Annotated in this window: 14 protein-coding genes; all 14 read right to left on the bottom strand. The window is 38.5% G+C overall.

Annotated features, from left to right (window positions below):
* Window positions 1-133: 133 nt before the first annotated feature.
* The 14 genes from ACJ004_RS02675 to trmFO all read right to left on the bottom strand — a co-directional run bounded on the left by ACJ004_RS02675 (window position 134) and on the right by trmFO (window position 18793).
* Window positions 134-4459, bottom strand: coding sequence for a PolC-type DNA polymerase III (locus ACJ004_RS02675; RefSeq protein ID WP_410890988.1), 4326 nt, complete (start codon window positions 4457-4459; stop codon window positions 134-136).
* Between the two features lie 171 nt (window positions 4460-4630).
* Entirely contained in the window at window positions 4631-6334 is a 1704-nt protein-coding gene (locus ACJ004_RS02670) for a proline--tRNA ligase (RefSeq protein ID WP_410890987.1), read from the bottom strand.
* A 77-nt stretch (window positions 6335-6411) separates the two neighbouring features.
* Window positions 6412-7671, bottom strand: coding sequence for an RIP metalloprotease RseP (rseP, locus tag ACJ004_RS02665; RefSeq protein WP_410890986.1), 1260 nt, complete (start codon window positions 7669-7671; stop codon window positions 6412-6414).
* Between the two features lie 17 nt (window positions 7672-7688).
* Window positions 7689-8831 (bottom strand): 1-deoxy-D-xylulose-5-phosphate reductoisomerase, encoded by a 1143-nt coding sequence (gene dxr / locus ACJ004_RS02660; protein ID WP_410890985.1) that lies wholly within the window; start codon window positions 8829-8831, stop codon window positions 7689-7691.
* A 35-nt stretch (window positions 8832-8866) separates the two neighbouring features.
* Entirely contained in the window at window positions 8867-9661 is a 795-nt protein-coding gene (locus tag ACJ004_RS02655) for a phosphatidate cytidylyltransferase (RefSeq protein ID WP_410890984.1), read from the bottom strand.
* A gap of 23 nt (window positions 9662-9684) precedes the next feature.
* Window positions 9685-10461 carry an undecaprenyl pyrophosphate synthase gene (uppS, locus tag ACJ004_RS02650; protein ID WP_410890983.1) on the bottom strand — a complete coding sequence of 259 codons (777 nt, stop codon included), beginning with the start codon at window positions 10459-10461 and terminating at the stop codon, window positions 9685-9687.
* Window positions 10462-10726: 265 nt separating this feature from the next.
* Window positions 10727-11284, bottom strand: a complete 558-nt coding sequence (gene frr, locus ACJ004_RS02645) for a ribosome recycling factor (RefSeq protein ID WP_410890982.1) — start codon at window positions 11282-11284, stop codon at window positions 10727-10729.
* On the bottom strand, window positions 11284-12009 hold the full coding sequence (gene pyrH / locus ACJ004_RS02640) for a UMP kinase (protein WP_168242772.1): 726 nt from the start codon (window positions 12007-12009) through the stop codon (window positions 11284-11286). The genes frr and pyrH overlap by 1 nt, the downstream gene beginning before the upstream one ends.
* Window positions 12010-12132: 123 nt before the next feature.
* Window positions 12133-13014, bottom strand: a complete 882-nt coding sequence (tsf, locus tag ACJ004_RS02635; RefSeq protein ID WP_410890981.1) for a translation elongation factor Ts — start codon at window positions 13012-13014, stop codon at window positions 12133-12135.
* 268 nt (window positions 13015-13282) lie between these two features.
* Entirely contained in the window at window positions 13283-13987 is a 705-nt protein-coding gene (gene rpsB, locus ACJ004_RS02630; protein ID WP_088086379.1) for a 30S ribosomal protein S2, read from the bottom strand.
* A 278-nt stretch (window positions 13988-14265) separates the two neighbouring features.
* A complete protein-coding gene (codY, locus tag ACJ004_RS02625; RefSeq protein ID WP_410890980.1) occupies window positions 14266-15045 on the bottom strand; it encodes a GTP-sensing pleiotropic transcriptional regulator CodY in 780 nt (259 codons plus the stop codon).
* Between the two features lie 120 nt (window positions 15046-15165).
* Window positions 15166-16569 carry an ATP-dependent protease ATPase subunit HslU gene (gene hslU, locus ACJ004_RS02620; protein ID WP_410890979.1) on the bottom strand — a complete coding sequence of 468 codons (1404 nt, stop codon included), beginning with the start codon at window positions 16567-16569 and terminating at the stop codon, window positions 15166-15168.
* A 19-nt stretch (window positions 16570-16588) separates the two neighbouring features.
* On the bottom strand, window positions 16589-17131 hold the full coding sequence (gene hslV, locus ACJ004_RS02615; protein ID WP_026566454.1) for an ATP-dependent protease subunit HslV: 543 nt from the start codon (window positions 17129-17131) through the stop codon (window positions 16589-16591).
* A 354-nt stretch (window positions 17132-17485) separates the two neighbouring features.
* Window positions 17486-18793, bottom strand: coding sequence for an FADH(2)-oxidizing methylenetetrahydrofolate--tRNA-(uracil(54)-C(5))-methyltransferase TrmFO (gene trmFO / locus ACJ004_RS02610; protein ID WP_410890978.1), 1308 nt, complete (start codon window positions 18791-18793; stop codon window positions 17486-17488).
* Between the last annotated feature and the right edge of the window lie 73 nt (window positions 18794-18866).

Here is an 18866-nt window from a genome sequence, read left to right as displayed (position 1 = left end):
TCATATACAAAAACGAAAGAGCGGGTTTCCCCACTCTTGATCACGAGAGTATTTCTTAGTATTTCCAATAAAACTATACCATAACCATCATTTTTATGCAAATAGCATCGCGGTTTGTCAAGGTTTTTCCTATTTAGAACAACGAAAGCTGGTTTTGTTCAGGAAGGGATCTTAGGCACCCTTGTTTATCTAAATATTCAAGAATGGTCTTCGATACTTTTCCACGCTGCTGCAGATCTTCTTTCGATAAAAATTCTCCTGTTTCACGTGCTTTGACTATATTATAGGCCGCGTTTGTTCCGAGTCCCGGAATCGAATTAAACGGAGGTATTAGGGTATTGCCTTCGATGGTAAATTCATATGCCGATGATTTATAAAGATCGTAATTTTGGAATACAAATCCTCTTTGTGTCATCTCTAATGCTAGTTCTAAAACCGTTAATAAGTTTTTCTCTTTATTTGATGCTTCTAACCCTTTAGCATTGATTTCCTCAATTTTTGCCCTGATGGCTTCTGGTCCGCGTGACATGGCTTCGATGTCAAAGTCTTCCGCACGGACAGTAAAATAAGCGGCATAATAAAGCAATGGTAGATGCACTTTGAAGTAAGCAATTCGAACAGCCATAAGTACATAGGCAGCCGCATGGGCTTTAGGGAACATGTACTTGATCTTTTTACAGGAGTCAATGTACCATTCTGGAACCTCGTTTTTCCTCATCTCTGCTTCCATTTCCTCGCTTAAGCCTTTACCCTTACGTACAGATTCCATAATTTTAAAAGCAAAGGAAGGGTCTAGTCCCTGATAAATAAGATAGACCATGATATCATCCCGGCAGCCAATTACTTCACTTAGATTACAGGTTTGATTATGGATTAATTCCTGGGCATTTCCAAGCCATACATCAGTGCCATGTGATAACCCCGATATTTGGACAAGTTCTGAGAAGGTTGTTGGCTTTGTATCCTCGAGCATTTGCCGGACGAATCGAGTACCAAACTCAGGAATACCAAGTGTTCCAGTTTTACACATAATCTGTTGCTCTGTAACGCCTAAGGACTCCGTACCGCTGAAGATTTTCATCACTTCAGGATCATCTGTCGGGATAGTTTTTGGATCCATTCCGCTTAGGTCCTGCAGCATCCTAATAACAGTCGGGTCGTCGTGTCCGAGGATATCGAGCTTTAAGACATTGTCATGGATGGAATGGAAGTCGAAATGGGTGGTCTTCCATTCTGAATTTCTATCATCAGCTGGGAATTGAATCGGTGAAAAATCATATACATCCATGTAATCAGGTATTACGATAATCCCACCTGGATGCTGTCCAGTTGTTCTTTTTACACCCGTACAGCCCGAAGCAAGACGTTCCACCTCTGCACCACGCAGTTGAAGATTGTTATCCTGTTGATATGCCTTCACATATCCAAAAGCAGTTTTATCTGCAACAGTTCCAATAGTCCCTGCACGATAAACATATTCTTCTCCGAAAAGAACCTTTGTATAGTTATGGGCCCGTGGCTGATATTCACCCGAGAAGTTTAAATCGATATCGGGAACCTTGTCCCCTTTAAATCCTAGAAACGTTTCGAACGGAATATCATGTCCGTCCTTATGGTATTTCCCGCCACATTGCGGGCAATCTTTATCAGGTAAGTCAAATCCAGATCCAACTGATCCATCATTAAAGAACTCTGAATGCTTACAGGTTGGGCAAACATAATGCGGCGGCAGTGGATTTACTTCGGTAATCTCTGTCATGGTTGCAACAAGTGATGAGCCGACAGATCCCCTTGAACCTACAAGGTAGCCGTCATCCAATGATTTTTTTACCAGTTTGTGGGAAATCAAATAGATTACAGCAAATCCATGTCCAATAATACTTTTCAATTCTTTTTCTAACCGTGCTTCAACAATTTCCGGTAGATTGTCACCGTAAATTCTCCGTGCCATTGAATAACTCATTTCACGCATTTCTTCATCGGCACCTTCAATTTTCGGTGTATACAAATCATCCTTAATTGGTTTAATCACTTCAATCATGTCCGCAATTTTATTCGTGTTCGTGACGACAATTTCTTTTGCTTTCTCTTTCCCTAAAAATGAAAAAGCATCAAGCATTTCATTGGTTGTTCTAAAGTGAACATCTGGCAGTTGATGTCGGTTGAGCGGGTTTGCTCCACCTTGAGAGTTTATTAAAATTTTTCGATAAATTTTATCATTTTCGTTTAGGTAATGAACATTACCAGTGGCAACAACTGGAAGTCCCAATTTATCACCAAGGTCAACAATTTTCGCAATGATGTCTTCCATTGCTTTTTCATCGCTCACCAATTCCATTTCAATCAATGGCGCATTTACTTCTTTCGGCATTACTTCCAGATAATCATAGAAGCGGGCAGCACCCTCCACTTCCTCTGGGGATTTTTGCATCATTCCTTCAAATACTTCACCTTTATTACAGCCAGAGCCAACAAGAATTCCTTCTCTGTATTTTTGTAAAACAGATCTTGGCAATCTAGGGACTCGATAAAAGTATTCGAGGTGTGAAATGGATACAAGTTTAAACAGGTTCTTTAACCCGGCTTGAGTTTGGGCTAATAATGTACAATGATACGGACGTGCGCGTTGATAGGCATTTCCTTTTCCCATGTTATCATTAAATTGGTCATGATATTCGATGCCTTTTTCGAGCGAATCTTTTAACATTTTCAACATTAAATAACCGGTGGCCTCAGCATCATATATCGCACGGTGATGCTGGGTTAATTCGATATCAAACTTCTTAGCCAGCGTATTTAACCGATGATTTTTCATCTCTGGATATAAAAATCGTCCAAGTTCAAGCGTATCAATAACAGGATTGCTTGCTTTGTCAAAGCCTATTTTTTTATAGCCGACATTAAGGAAACCCATATCAAAGGAAGCATTATGGGCAACGAGGACAGCATCCCCGACCCACTCTTTAAAATTCCGAAGAACTTCCTCAATTTCCGGAGCCGTTTGAACCATATCATCGGTAATACCCGTAAGGTTGATGGTTGTTGCCGATAAACGGTGATGCGGATTAGCAAAGGATTCAAACCGGTCAATGATTTCGCCATCATGGATTTTCACAGCTGCCAGCTCAATAATGGTGTTATACACGGCCGAGAGTCCAGTCGTTTCAACGTCAAAAACCACATAAGTATCTTCTGCAAGCTGTCGGTGTGCGTCATTGTAAGCGATAGGCACGCCATCATCGACTAAATTCACTTCGACTCCATAGAGAATCTTTATATCATTTTTCTTCCCTGCACCATACGCTTCAGGAAAGGATTGTGCAACAGCATGATCGGTTACGGCAATAGCTTTATGTCCCCACTTACTCGCCTGAGCAATCAGTGCGCTTACAGGTGTGACTGCATCCATTTGACTCATTGGCGTATGAAGATGTAGTTCCACTCGTTTCTCATCTTCTGGTGCCGTATCTTTTCGTCCAACCGGTTTTATTTCATTAATATCATTTCCAATCATCACCAGGTCACGAACAAAGGTATCATTTTGAATGCTTCCTCGAACCTTTACCCACATGCCTTTCTTGACCAGTTGAAATAACGCAGCATCCTCTTTGTCTCGCGAAAACATTTTTACCATGATGGAACTAGTATAATCAGTTAATTTAAAGGTTAGCAGGGAACGACCGCTCCTGAGTTCGCGAATTTCGGCATCAAAGATATACCCTTCCACTGCTACTCTTCTTTCTTCGTCGACAATATCTATCAAACTGCGGAAATCGTTATTATCTTTAATGGTAAGACCAATCGTAAGCGGCCCAGACGGTACTTCACCAGAGGCTTGATCCTTTTCAGCTTCTTTCTTCTGTAATTCCACCATAGCTTGAAGTCCACGTTCTTGGTCTTCCTTCTGCTTGGCAAGTAAAAATTGTTGATATTCATCACTTTTCTCGACATTTTTCAGTTCCGTCTCAATTGAAAGACTAGGAAAACCGAACGATTGATATATTTTTGAGATAATCTCGCCATATTTCCGCTTTAAGGCTAGTCCCTCTGTATCATTACGAACGGAAATTGTAAGCTTATGACCATTTACTTCTGGGAGTTGTTCATGCAGCAGTTTTAAAAGCGGCGGCGCAATCCCGTCAATCTGCTGAATACTATAACTCCAATACTCTTGTATTAATTCCGTTGAAATGGTTTGATTTTCTACATTTATATGATAAGAAATCGTAGCAATATTTGAAAATGTCCGTTCAAGTTGTGTCGTAAACAGAACATATATATTATAGGGAAGGATATTTTCGAATAAAAATTGGAAATGCCACTTCCTATTCTTTTTTTCAACTAATAATCTATCTATTTGCGCATTGTTGAAATGCACTACAACAGCATCCTCGGTTAATTGCAGCTGCTGGAGCAAGAGTTGGAATCGCTCTTTTTTGCCTAGGGCATGTTCGCTCATCGTTCTCTCTCCCATCTATTAAAAATCACTATTTTTATCTCGTCAAAAAGTAATTATATCATATGAGTGGCATGGATTCGGCTTTATTCGACAGAAAAAATTCTCCATTTTCGTTAAATCGTTATCTTTTTTAACAGAAATAGGGGCCGAGTTAACGGCCCCTATAATTTATTAAAGGGTGTGCAGTATTGATGTAATTTTATCCATAAGTTCATCTTTATGGGCTTCGATGACTTCGCTTGTTTTGCGAACTTTTATTTCAATAATTCCGTCTGTCGCTTTTTTCCCAACCGTGATACGGATTGGCAAACCAATTAAGTCAGAATCGGCGAATTTCACACCTGCTCGTTCTTGTCGATCATCGAACAAGACTTCAAAGCGATTTTTTTGTAGTTCCTGATAAAGTGTTTCTGAAAGTTCACTTTGAATGGAATCTTTGATATTGACTGCAATTAAATGGATTTGATAGGGAGCAATATTTGCTGGCCAAACCAAGCCTTTGTCGTCATTGCCCTGTTCTGCAATCGCAGCAACAGTCCTTGAAACACCAATTCCATAGCACCCCATAATCATTGGCTGCGATCTGCCATTTTCATCTAGATAAACGGCATTCATTGCCTCACTATAGCGAGTACCAAGCTTGAATATATGTCCAACTTCAATTCCTTTCGCAAAAACAATCGTACCCTCACCGTCTGGAGATAGGTCCCCCTCTTGAATAAATCGGAGATCAGCGAACTTGTTAACTTTAAAGTCACGGCTAGGATTTACATTGACAAAATGATAGTTTTCTTCATTTGCACCACAAACCCCATTGATAATGAAATCAACAGCCTGGTCAGCGACTACTTCTACATTCTTTACCCCTATCGGACCCAGTGAACCGACAGTGCAAGATAATATTTCTTTTGTTTCTTCAGGACTTGCTAATTCCACTGTACCAGCCTCAAATAGGTTCTTTAGTTTAATATCATTCACTTCATGATCCCCTCGTACTAATACCAGCACGAATTGATCATCAATTTTAAACAGAAGTGATTTAATACATTTTTCAGCTGATACCTTTAAAAATTGAGAAACCTCGGCGATCGATTTTTGGTCCTTCGTTTCGACTCTTCCTAATGGTTGTAGTGATTCTTCACTACGCTCATAGTTGACATTTACAGGTGCCATTTCGATATTGGCCGCATATGTTGATGTATCAGAATAGGCGACCGTGTCCTCACCGACATCCGATAATACCATGAATTCATGTGTATCTTTTCCACCCATTGCACCTGAATCTGCAATAACTGCTCGGAAGTTCAATCCACAACGGCTAAAAACATTCGAATAGGCTTGAAAAAGCTTTTGATAAACATCGTCGAGACTTTCAAATGTTGAATGAAAGGAATAAGCATCCTTCATCACAAATTCTCGACCACGTAAGAGTCCAAAACGGGGCCGTTTTTCATCGCGGAATTTTGTTTGAATTTGATATAAAGTTAGCGGCAGCCGTTTATAGGATTTCACTTCATCCCGAACCAGGCTTGTGATGACTTCCTCATGGGTAGCACCGAGAGCAAACTCACGATTATGTCGATCGTTTAATCGCATTAATTCAGGACCATATGTATACCATCGACCAGATTCTTGCCATAATTCAGCTTGCTGCAAAGCAGGCATGAGCAATTCAACGGCGCAAGCCTTGTCCATTTCATCCCGAACTATTGTTTCCACCTTTTGAAGAACGCGTTTACCAAGGGGCAAATAGCTATAGATTCCACTAGCATTCTGGCGAATATATCCTGCTTTAAGTAATAATTGATGGCTCTTTATGTCTGCATCTGCAGGGACTTCTCTTAAGGTAGGAATTAACGTTTGACTCTGTTTCATTTACGACACCTCTTCACTTCATTTTCTCCAAAATGAGGCCCCCGTTAGAAATTAACAGGGGCATTTATTTTCGTTTATTACAAGAAAAACCTTTGAATATCATTCCACGTTACTACAAGCATGAGCAACATAAGGAGAGCAAATCCAATAAAATGAACCATCCCTTCCTTTTGACGGTCAATTGGCTTGCCTCTGACAGCTTCAACGGCAAAAAACATCAATCTTCCACCATCAAGTGCGGGAATCGGTAATAAGTTCATAATCCCTAAGTTAATGCTTAATATCCCGGCCCATTTCATTAAATAATAAATTCCTGATTTCGCAACAGAATCAGTTGCTTGGTAAATCCCAACCGGACCAGAAAGAGCATCGATTGAAAATTGCCCAGTCACTAATTTACCTACCATCACAAAAATTTGCTTAGTCCAGAAATAGGTTTCTGTGAATCCGGCTTTAATCGCTTGAATGGGTGATTTCTCGACAGGACTATATACACCGATAAGTCCGATTTTCTTTCCCTCAACCTTTTTTTCAATCGGCGTTACCGTGATATCTAAATCCTTTTTGTCACGGCGAATAGAAAATTCGAGTTTTTCATTTGGATTTTTCCGAATGACCTCCACTACGTCAGACCAACTTGAAATTTCTGAACCATTGATCGTCTGTATTAGATCACCTTTTTTTAGACCTGCAGCCATTGCTGCCCCATCAGGAGTTATTTCACCTAATTTTGGTTCATTGGTAGGAACTCCCTGTATAAAAGCAATAATAATAAATACAATGAAGGCAAGCACAAAATTCATCATCGGACCTGCAAAAATAGCCATCGTTCTTTGGGCTAAAGTCTTTGAACCAAACTGCCGGTCAATTGGAGCAATTTGTGATTCGACTCCATTTTCAACGATGACTGCTTTTGGATCAATGATAAAGGTTTTTAATTCTTCATCTTCATCGTCAGGAAATCCTTTAATAATTAAATCCTTTTCAATATCAGCATATTCAACTTCAACAATCCGACAATTAGGAAACTTCTCTTTATTGGTTAAGATGATTTTATTAACTTTTTCTTCCTTATCAAACAACAAGCCAATTCGATATCCAGGCTTTATTTCAATCATTTCTGGGTCTTCACCAGCCATACGGACAAATCCGCCGATCGGTAGTAAGCGAATGGTATAGGTTGTCTCCCCTTTTTTATGAGAAAAGACCTTTGGACCAAAACCTATTGCAAATTCACGGCATAATATTCCTGCCCTTTTTGCGAAAATCAAATGACCTAATTCATGAAAGAATACGAGTGCGCCAAAAATCACAATAAAGGCAATAACTGTAGTCAAATTAAAACCACCTTTTTTTATAGAAGTGAACGTACATAGTCTCTTGTATCTTTATCTATCTCTTGGATTGCAGTTAGGCTAGGGTGATCGACGGTTTGGTGAGCGGTTAATGCCTTTTCAATCAAGTCTTCAATTTGCAAGAAGTGAATTTTTCCCTCTAAAAATGCTGCAACGGCTACTTCATTAGCAGCATTTAATACTGTAGGCATTGATCCCCCTTTTTTTCCTGCCTCATAGGCAAAACCAAGACAGCGGAATCTTGCAACATCCATTTCCTGAAAATGTAATTTCCCGATATTCGCTAAATTTAAACGCTTTGATGTGGGCAATTCCAGGCGATCAGGATAGGTTAGTGCATACTGGATTGGTACTCTCATGTCTGGCGTACCAAGTTGAGCAATAATACTGCTATCATGAAATTCAACCATTGAATGAATGATGCTTTCTTTATGAAGCAATACATCAATTTTTTCATATGGCATATCAAAAAGCCAGTGTGCCTCGATTACTTCCAACCCCTTGTTCATCATCGATGCTGAATCAATGGTGATTTTGGCCCCCATTGACCAATTTGGATGGTTTAATGCTTGTTCTACCGTAACATTTTTCAATTCTTGCCTAGAAAGATCACGAAAACTACCGCCAGAAGCAGTGAGAATTAATCTTTCAATATTTTTTTCTTTTTCTCCTTGCAAGGCTTGAAAAATGGCAGAATGCTCACTATCGACAGGAAGGAGTGGCACATTATTTCTTTTAGCAGCTTCAATTACTAAATGACCTGCTGTTACAAGGGTTTCTTTATTAGCAATCGCGATAACCTTCCCACACTCAATGGCTTGCAGCGTCGGGTTTAAACCCACACTTCCGAGAACGGCATTTACAAGGATATCTGCTTTTTCATAAACCGCTGTTTCAATTAGTCCTTCCTGACCAAATGTAAATTTAATAGTAGGAAATTCTGCTTTTAATGTATTACAGTCATGATAGTCTTGTACAGAAACAAGCTCAGGTTGAAACTCAATAATCATTTTTCGAGCCAACTCGATATTTTTACCAACAGAAAGGGCTGCCACTCTAAATTCAGAGGGATGCTCACGAACAATATCTAACGTTTGGGTGCCAATTGATCCTGTTGCACCCAATAAACTAATTATTTTCAACTAGAGTCAACTCCTAAATGTGAAGCGCATGCGCTTTATACCCAAAGGTGAAACAGATGAAGCAAGGGCCAGACAAATAATAGACTGTCAAAGCGGTCAAGGATTCCTCCATGGCCTGGCAAGATCTTACCAGAATCTTTGACATTAAAATGACGCTTAAAAGCAGATTCAACTAAGTCACCGATTTGTCCAAAAACAGATAGCACCACTGTTATACCCATTAATGATATAAGACCGACGTTTATGTTAGAAAAGATTGCAAAGAGAACGGCAACCAAAACAGCACATACAACACCGCCAATTGAACCTTCTACTGTTTTATTAGGACTAATTTCCGGCCATAACTTTGTTTTACCAAGGGACTTGCCAATAAAATAGGCACCTGAGTCAGTAGCCCAGATCATAAACAAGGAATACAAAATAAAAACAAGTCCACCCTCTTGCCTTGTTTCGAAGAAAAAGGAAAAACCAATCCCTACATAAATCGCAGATAGGATTGAAAACGAAACATCTTCAAATGTAAATTGATTCTTGGTTATGACTGTAAAGGTTAATAACAATAGAATTAACGCAATACAAATCTCGATTTTTGAATAATAAAATGAATCTAATAGGTGATAATACTTTTCAGGAAAAATCAGCACCCATAGAAATAATACTGATAATACACCATTTATTGAAAAAATGTTAAGTTTTTTCATTTTTAATAATTCATACAGACCTATCGTCGCTAAAAAGTAGGTTAGCAATACCAATGGAAATCCACCAAAGTAAACGATTGGCAAAAATAGTGCAGCTGCGATGACTGCTGTTATGATTCTTTGCTTCATTTATTTTTTCAACACCTTTGTTGTTATATGCCACCAAACCGACGTTGACGTTTTTGAAATGTTTCAATTGCTTCAAGTAAATGTTCTTCACTAAAATCTGGCCATAACACTTCTGTAAACCAAAACTCTGAGTATGCCAACTGCCAAAGCATAAAGTTACTTAGGCGGATTTCACCACTAGTTCGGATTAACAGGTCTGGGTCAGTAAAGGCGGAAGTCATTAAATAAGAAGAAAAAACTTTTTCGTCCAGTTCTGATTCCTCCAGCTTACCGCTTTTGCTATCAGTTAAAACATTCTTAACGGCATCTAGTATTTCCGCTCTGCTCCCATAATTTAGTGCAAAGTTTAGTACTAACCCATCGTTATTTTTGGTATCTTCTATAGCTTTTTCAATTGCACGCAGTGTATGTACAGGAAGCTGATTTTTATAACCCATCATTTTTACCTGAACATTTTCTTCAATTAAATCAGGGAGAAAAGTACCTAAAAACTCATCAGGCAGACTCATTATATATTCGACCTCATTCTTTGGTCTTTTCCAATTTTCAGTCGAAAAAGCATATAATGTTAAGGTTTTTATCCCAAGCTCATTTGCTAATTTCGTTGTTTTCCGAACAACCTTCATACCTTCATGATGACCAGCAATCCGAGGCAATGCTCGTTTCTTAGCCCAGCGCCCGTTTCCATCCATAATAATCGCCACATGTTCAGGAACAGGCAATTTTTTTATTTCATCTATTTTATTTCGGAGTGTGGAAGAGGTACTTCGGTTCTTCCTAAGCCTTATTTTATTAAACATGACATTGCTCCTCCAATTAGTTAATCATTCCTCCGAAAATAAATCATCTATCAATTCCATTGTCGCGTGAGATGTTATGTAATGGATATTTCGGGGTAGCATTTTTATCATACCAAAAAAGCCTTAAGATATCTCTATTAAATAATTTATGTAAAATAGAAGGAATTAAGAATTATATTCAGACAACTTTCAAAATCCCTAAAAAATCTTATTCTAAGTAAAAAAATAGTGAAAAACCCCCTAAACAGAGGGTTCTAATTATAAATTATACTTCCAAAATTTCTTTCTCTTTATCTTTCGTGATTTGATCAATTTTGCTAATGTATTCATCTGTTAATTTTTGAATATCATCTGAGTGCCCGCGTAGACTATCCTCAGTGATTTCACCATTTTTCTCAAGCTTTTTCAAATCATCATTCCCGTCACGACGGATATTACGGACTGCTACTTTAGCTTCTTCAGAATACTTCTTAACTAACTTAACCAACTCTTTACGGCGCTCCTCAGTCAATTGCGGGATTGCTAGGCGAATCACCACTCCGTCATTGGTTGGATTCAATCCTAAATCGGATTTAAGGATAGCTTTTTCAATATCACCTAGAATGGACTTATCATATGGTTGAATAACAATCAGCCTAGCTTCAGGTGTTGTAATTCCAGCCATTTGATTGACAGGCGTAGGTGCACCATAATAATCAATTGTAATTCGATCCAATAACGATGCACTTGCTCTTCCTGCACGGATACTCGCAAGCTCACGTGTATATGACTGAATCGCTTTTGTCATTCGATCTTTAATGGTAGAGATGACCTGTTTTGGCATTAATGTTTCCCCCTAACAATGGTTCCTATTTTTTCACCCATAACGGCTCGTTTAATATTTCCCTGCTCCATAATTGAGAACACAATCAATGGAATATCATTGTCCATACATAAAGAGGAGGCAGTAGAGTCCATAACCGCTAATCCTTCTTTAAGAACATCTAGGAAAGACAAATCTTCATATTTAGTAGCATTAGCATCTAAACGTGGGTCAGCAGAGTATACTCCATCGACATTATTTTTTGCCATTAAAATCACTTCTGCATCAATTTCCGCTGCTCTTAATGCTGCCGTTGTATCAGTTGAGAAATACGGATTCCCAGTACCTGCCGCAAAAATAACCACTCGTTTTTTTTCTAAGTGCCTAATCGCACGACGTCTAATATACGGTTCTGCCACCTGACGCATTTCAATTGAAGTTTGTACTCTCGATTCAATACCCAAGTGTTCCAAGCTATCTTGTAAAGCTAAAGAGTTCATTACCGTTGCAAGCATACCCATATAATCTGCAGTTGCCCGGTCCATACCCATTTCACTGCCAATTTTTCCGCGCCAAATGTTACCACCGCCAACCACGACAGCAACTTCTACACCAAGTTCCGCTATTTCTTTTACTTGAATAGCAATCGATTTGATCACAGAAGGTTTAATTCCAAAGCTCGACTCACCTGCAAGTGCTTCTCCGCTCAACTTTAATACTACGCGTTTGTACTTAGGACCGCTCATATAAACCTCCATTTATGTAATTTCTTTTTAAAAAAGGGAACACACTGTGTCCCCTATTTAATAACTATTTCAGTAACATTCCCTTAAAACTTTCATGGTTTATATCTCGAGAATATTTGCCGATTATTTTTTAATTTGATTCATAACTTCTTCTGCAAAGTTATCTTCACGTTTTTCGATACCTTCTCCTACTTCGTAACGAACGAATTCACGGATAGTAGCACCTTTAGATTCAACAAATTGACGTACTTTTTGATCAGGGTTTTTAACAAACGTCTGATCAAGAACACATACATCTTCAAAATATTTTCCTAAACGGCCTTCAACCATTTTTTCAACAATTTTAGCAGGCTTGCCTTCGTTAAGTGCTTGTTGTGTTAATACTTGACGCTCATGCTCTACTTCTTCTTGTGATACTTGGTCACGAGAAACATATTTTGGCTTAAGTGCAGCGATATGCATAGAAACATCCTTAGCAGCGTCAGCTTCAGTAGTACCTTCAAGAACAGATAACACAGAAATACGCCCACCCATGTGGATGTATGCTCCAAATGCATCATTGTCTGTTTTTGATAAAACTGCGAAACGGCGAAGAGTTAACTTTTCACCAATCTTAGCAATTGAAGCATTGATATGGTCTGCTACAGTCGCACCATTTTCCATTGTTTGAGCTGATGCTTCTTCAACAGTTGCTGGCTTGTTGTTTAAAAGATGTGCAGCTAAGTCTTTTACAAGAGCTTGGAAAGCTTCGTTTTTCGCAACAAAGTCAGTCTCAGAGTTAACTTCTAGGATGACTGCATCATTTCCTTCAGATACAACATAAGTTAACCCTTCAGCAGCAATACGGTCACCTTTCTTAGCGGCAGAAGCAATTCCTTTTTCACGTAAGAAGTCGATTGCTTTGTCCATATCACCATCAGTTTCAGTTAATGCTTTTTTACAATCCAACATACCTGCACCAGTTTTTTCACGTAATTCTTTTACCATTTGAGCAGTAATTGCCATAATGTAAATTCCTCCTTTAGTTTACTATGTATCCATATCTTAGCCAATGACAGCTAATATAAAACTTTCTTTTAAAAACCTTCTTAAAAAAAGGTGATAAAGGGTCTCCCTCTTATCACCTTTTTATTTACTCACTTAAATTAAACTGTCCGGCTTCATCGCCTAGCCCCTCTTTGGTCTAAGCCAAGCACTGTGGAAGGCAAAAAACGCCTTCCGCAGTGCTCGCCTTACGCTTGTCGGGGCTGAACAAGGCGATTCCGCTTTTCTATTAAGCTTGAACTTGTACTTCTTCACCTTGTTTTGCTTCAAGGATCGCATCAGCCATTTTACCAGTTAAAAGCTTAACCGCACGGATTGCATCGTCATTTGCTGGAATAACAACATCGATTTCGTCTGGATCGCAGTTTGTATCAACGATACCAACGATAGGAATGTTTAATTTCTTAGCTTCTGCAACAGCGATACGCTCTTTACGAGGGTCGATGATGAATAAAGCATCTGGAAGTTGTTTCATGTCTTTAATTCCGCCTAGGAATTTTTCAAGACGTTCTTGTTGTTTCTTTAATTGTACAACTTCTTTCTTAGGTAATACTTCGAAAGTACCGTCTTCAGACATTCTTTCAATATCTTTTAAGCGGCCAATACGCTTTTGAATTGTTTCAAAGTTTGTTAGTGTACCACCTAACCAACGTTGGTTAACATAGTACATACCAGAACGGCCTGCTTCTTCTTTAACAGAATCTTGAGCTTGTTTCTTAGTACCAACAAAAAGAACTGTTCCGCCGTTACCAGCAAGTTCCTTAACCCAGTTATAAGCTTCTTCAACTTTCTTAACTGTTTTTTGTAGGTCAATGATATAGATACCGTTACGCTCAGTGAAGATATATTTCTTCATTTTTGGGTTCCAACGGCGTGTTTGGTGTCCAAAGTGTACACCAGCTTCAAGCAATTGCTTCATAGAAATTACTGACATGATTTTTCCTCCTAATGGTTTGTTTTCCTCCGCTCACTTCATCTTTAAACAGAAACTGTCAAAACAGCACCATCTGTTTAAATCAATGAGCGTGTGTATTAACACCATGAAATAATATAGCATATGTAATACTAACAATCAAGCATTACTTTTAAAAAAATGGCTGTGTTGTATCTGGATGTTGATTTCCGCTCCAATCAACATAGTTACAAAATCACCAATGACCTTTAACACAGCCCAAAAAATAAATCCCCAGCAAAGCTAGGGATTTGTTATGATTAATTTGCTCTTAATTTATCTAATTCAATCAAAAACTTATCATTTAATACTTTGATATACGTTCCTTTCATTCCAAGGGAACGAGATTCAATTACCCCAGCACTCTCAAGCTTTCTTAGAGCGTTAACGATAACGGAACGAGTTATACCAACACGATCAGCAATTTTTGAGGCAACCAATAAGCCTTCACGGCCATTAAGTTCTTCAAAAATATGTTCGATTGCTTCAAGTTCGCTATATGATAATGAACTAATCGCCATTTGAACAACTGCTTTACTTCTTGCTTCTTCTTCAATTTCTTCTGACTTTTCACGAAGAATTTCCATCCCTACAACAGTTGCACCATATTCTGCGAGGATTAAATCGTCATCTTGGAATTTCGACTCTAATCTTGCAAGAATAAGTGTTCCAAGACGCTCCCCTCCACCAATAATTGGAACAATCGTTGTTAAACCTGTACGGAATAAGTCTCTGTTTTCCACAGGAAATGCAGTATATTGACTTTCAATGTCAAGATTTGAAGAGGTTTCTTGGATATTAAATAAACCAAGTGTATATTCTTCAGGGAATTGACGATCCTCAAACATTTTTTTCATTCTTTCGTTTTCAATTTGCTGATGAATTGAAAAACCAAGAAGTTTTCCACGACGGCTGACAATATACACATTTGCTTCAATTGTTTCACTCAATGTCTCAGACATTTCCTTAAAGTTAACTGGTTTTCCAGCCGCCTTTTGCAATAATACGTTAATCCTTCTAGTTTTTGTAAGTAAATCCATCTGTTATTTCCTCCTAATTAACTACAACCATTATTAAATTTTAAACAATCATTCATTCTACTTTTTAGGGTATTTAATAAATGAACATCTTCTCCAAAAAGGAAAATCAAACGTTCATTTTTATAGGATAAACTGACTTAAATCTTTGTTTTTCGAAATTGCACCGAGTTTATCATCTACATACTGTGGTGTAATGGTGATTTTTTCCATAGAAATATCTGGTGCCTCAAAAGATAAATCTTCTAAAAGCTTTTCTAGTATTGTATGAAGACGTCTTGCACCAATATTATCGGTATTTTGATTTACTTCAAAAGCAACTTCAGCAATTCTACGAATAGCATCGTCAGAAAATTCAATTTGTATACCTTCAGTTTCCAATAATGCTTGATATTGTTTAATCAGTGCATTATCCGGCTCGATTAATATCCTGAAGAAATCTTCCACTGTTAGCTTCGTTAATTCAACACGAATAGGGAAGCGCCCTTGAAGTTCTGGAATGAGATCAGAAGGTTTAGCCATGTGAAATGCACCAGCAGCAATAAATAAAACATGATCAGTTTTTACTGATCCATATTTAGTCACAACTGTTGAGCCTTCGACTACAGGCAAAATATCCCTTTGGACCCCTTCTCTTGATACATCTGCAGAAGAGCCTCCAGAGTTCTTGCTGGCAATTTTATCAATCTCATCAATGAAGATGATCCCATTTTGTTCAGCGCGATATATTGCTTCTGACGAAACTTCGTCCATGTCAATTAGCTTAGAAGCCTCTTCACTAGTTAACACCTTTCTAGCTTCACGAACAGTCAATTTTCGCTTTTTGCTTTTTTTAGGCATAAAGCTGCTCAGAGCATCCTGCATATTCATCCCCATTTGTTCAATCCCTGAGCCTTGAAGCATATCAAACATGGATGGTGTTTGCTCTTCTACTTCTACCGTAACGATTTCATCCTCTAGCTGCCCTAGTGCTAATTTTTCTTTGACGATTTTCCGTTTTTCAGCAATCGAATAATCTTCTTGCTGTGTTTCAGTTTCAGTAGATTGGTTACCACCGCCAAATAACATCTCAAGTGGATTTTTAAAGTTATTTGATTTTTTAGCAGATGGGACTAGTAAATCCACCAATCTGCTGTTGGCATTCTCTTCAGCCCGCTCTTTCACACTTTGCATTCGTTCCTCTTTGACTAAACGTACAGAGGTTTCAGCAAGATCTCTTACCATGGACTCAACATCTCGCCCGACATAGCCCACTTCCGTAAACTTAGTAGCTTCGACCTTGATAAAAGGAGCACCAACAATTTTAGCAATCCTTCTGGCAATTTCAGTTTTCCCCACACCAGTTGGCCCGATCATTAAAATATTTTTAGGGATAATTTCATCCCTAATTTTTTCATTTAACAATCCTCTTCTATATCGATTCCTAAGAGCAACAGCCACTGCTTTCTTAGCATCTTTTTGTCCAATGATATATTGATCAAGTTTTTCTACAATTTGACGAGGGGTTAAATTAGTGGTTCTTCCCATGATAATTAGTCTCCTTCCGTTATAGCTCTTCAACAATAATGTTGTGGTTCGTATACACACATATTTCCGCTGCTATTTCTAAAGAAGCTTTCGCAATTTCCTTTGCAGATAAATGGTCTCCTGCATATTTCTTTAATGCACGACCTGCGGATAATGCATAGTTCCCCCCTGAGCCAATCGCAAGAATTCCATCGTCAGGTTCGATTACTTCTCCAGTTCCTGATACAAGCAGTAAGTATTCACGATTCATCACAATTAACATCGCTTCAAGCTTTCTGAGCACCTTATCGCTTCTCCACTCTTTAGCAAGCTCAACTGCAGCTCTTTGAAGGTTGCCATTAAATTCTTCTAACTTGCCCTCAAATAATTCAAAAAGAGTAAATGCATCTGCAACAGATCCGGCAAAACCAGCGAGTACTTTTCCATTAAATATCTTTCTTACTTTTCTTGCTGTGTGCTTCATCACTACCGCATTACCAAATGTCACTTGTCCATCACCTGACATTGAATATTCACCATTATGATGGATTGCAAAAATCGTTGTCGCATGAAATTGGTTCATAAAGATGAGCCTCCCTTTGGAGTGATTTCGATTCACATTTCCCGTAGATAATTATGTAACATGTGATTACCATTGATTGTTATGATAACTGACTATGTTAACTGGAACATTTTATCCAATAAGCTACCTAAGACTCAGCATTGAATATTTGACCTCTATACTACATTTCAACGAATGAAAAAAAGAAATTTACTGATTTCATGTTGATAATGTTCAATTGTATATTGTGCATAATTCGTTCTTATTTGTAAAGACTCCATAACTAACTTTAATAAAACATTCACATTTGTCACAATATTCACCTCGCAAGGGCTACTAAATAGTAACATACTTCTAATGCCCTTGCAATAAACTTTACAAAACTTTCACAAAGTTCTGAATTGTTTCTAACGCTCGATTAGCATGCTGTAAATTTCTTTCTTGCTTTCCTTTAATTCTTGCCGGCAGTTCGGGAAATAAACCAAAGTTCGCATTCATTGGTTGAAAGTTTTTAGCATTCGTTGTCGTAATATAATGGGCCATGCTTCCAATCGATGTTTCTGCTGGAAACTCCAGTGGATCCAAGCCTTGGCTTAACCGAGCAGCATTTATTCCTGCAATCAACCCGCTAGCAGCAGATTCAACATACCCCTCTACTCCTGTCATTTGACCAGCAAAAAATAAATCTTCGCGATCGCGGAATTGATAGGTTGCTTTAAGTACCTTAGGAGAATTGATAAAAGTATTACGGTGCATTACACCGTAACGGATGATTTCCGCATTTTCTAATCCAGGAATTAATTGGATTACTTCCTTTTGAGCCCCCCACTTTAAATGTGTCTGAAAACCGACAATATTAAAAAGAGTTCCTGCCGCATCATCCTGACGAAGCTGTACTACTGCAAAAGGTCTTTTTCCTGTTTTCGGATCCTCTAATCCTACTGGTTTTAACGGACCGAAAAGCATTGTTTTCTTTCCTCGGGAAGCCATTACTTCAATTGGCATACACCCTTCGAAAAAAACTTCCTTTTCAAATTCTTTTACTGGCACTGTTTCAGCAGAGATTAGCGCTTCATAAAAACGGTTAAATTCCTCTTCATTCATTGGACAATTCAGGTAGGCTGCTTCCCCTTTATCATAGCGGGATTTTAAATAAACTTTTTCCATGTCTATGCTATCTTTTTCAAGAATTGGTGCAGCAGCATCGTAAAAATAAAGATAATCTTCGCCAGTTAGTCCCTTAAGCTTCTCAGAAAGTTCAGGACTCGTCAGCGGTCCTGTAGCAATAACTGTGATCCCCTCAGGAATTTCCGTTACTTCTTCATTTACCACCGTGACATTTTCATGGTTTTTGACCATTTCAGTCACTTTAGCTGCAAATTCATGACGGTCAACGGCAAGGGCACCTCCGGCTGGAACAGAACAAGCATCGGCCGCTGCAATGATAACGGAATCAAGCTTTCTCATTTCTTCTTTTAACACACCAACTGCATTTGTTAATGTATTTGCACGTAAAGAATTGCTGCAAACTAATTCTGCAAATTTATCCGTATGGTGGGCCGGGGTTTGCTTCACTGGTCTCATTTCATATAATCGTACCTTGACCCCGCGTTTCGCAATCTGCCAGGCTGCTTCACTTCCTGCTAATCCAGCACCGATTACATTTATTGTTACATCTTTCATTTATTACCCTCCTATTTTTAACTGTGGTTTTATGTACATGTAGGAAAGTGCACATACCTATCCATACTTTTCC

This window comes from Neobacillus sp. 204 (genome assembly GCF_046562815.1).
Classification (GTDB): domain Bacteria; phylum Bacillota; class Bacilli; order Bacillales; family Cytobacillaceae; genus Neobacillus.
The sequence above is the reverse complement of the archived record's forward strand: the minus strand, read 5'-3'. Positions and strand labels throughout refer to the sequence as shown.

Bases quoted from the DNA above. Each gene is read 5' to 3' on its own strand.
- pyrH (WP_168242772.1), bottom strand. From the start codon at position 12,009: ATGAGCGGTCCTAAGTACAAACGCGTAGTATTAAAGTTGAGCGGAGAA.
- tsf (WP_410890981.1), bottom strand. From the start codon at position 13,014: ATGGCAATTACTGCTCAAATGGTAAAAGAATTACGTGAAAAAACTGGT.
- ACJ004_RS02675 (WP_410890988.1), bottom strand. From the start codon at position 4,459: ATGAGCGAACATGCCCTAGGCAAAAAAGAGCGATTCCAACTCTTGCTC.
- hslU (WP_410890979.1), bottom strand. From the start codon at position 16,569: ATGGGAAGAACCACTAATTTAACCCCTCGTCAAATTGTAGAAAAACTT.
- trmFO (WP_410890978.1), bottom strand. From the start codon at position 18,793: ATGAAAGATGTAACAATAAATGTAATCGGTGCTGGATTAGCAGGAAGT.
- hslV (WP_026566454.1), bottom strand. From the start codon at position 17,131: ATGAACCAATTTCATGCGACAACGATTTTTGCAATCCATCATAATGGT.
- ACJ004_RS02670 (WP_410890987.1), bottom strand. From the start codon at position 6,334: ATGAAACAGAGTCAAACGTTAATTCCTACCTTAAGAGAAGTCCCTGCA.
- codY (WP_410890980.1), bottom strand. From the start codon at position 15,045: ATGGATTTACTTACAAAAACTAGAAGGATTAACGTATTATTGCAAAAG.
- uppS (WP_410890983.1), bottom strand. From the start codon at position 10,461: ATGTTTAATAAAATAAGGCTTAGGAAGAACCGAAGTACCTCTTCCACA.
- frr (WP_410890982.1), bottom strand. From the start codon at position 11,284: ATGCCAAAACAGGTCATCTCTACCATTAAAGATCGAATGACAAAAGCG.
- ACJ004_RS02655 (WP_410890984.1), bottom strand. From the start codon at position 9,661: ATGAAGCAAAGAATCATAACAGCAGTCATCGCAGCTGCACTATTTTTG.
- rpsB (WP_088086379.1), bottom strand. From the start codon at position 13,987: ATGTCAGTAATTTCTATGAAGCAATTGCTTGAAGCTGGTGTACACTTT.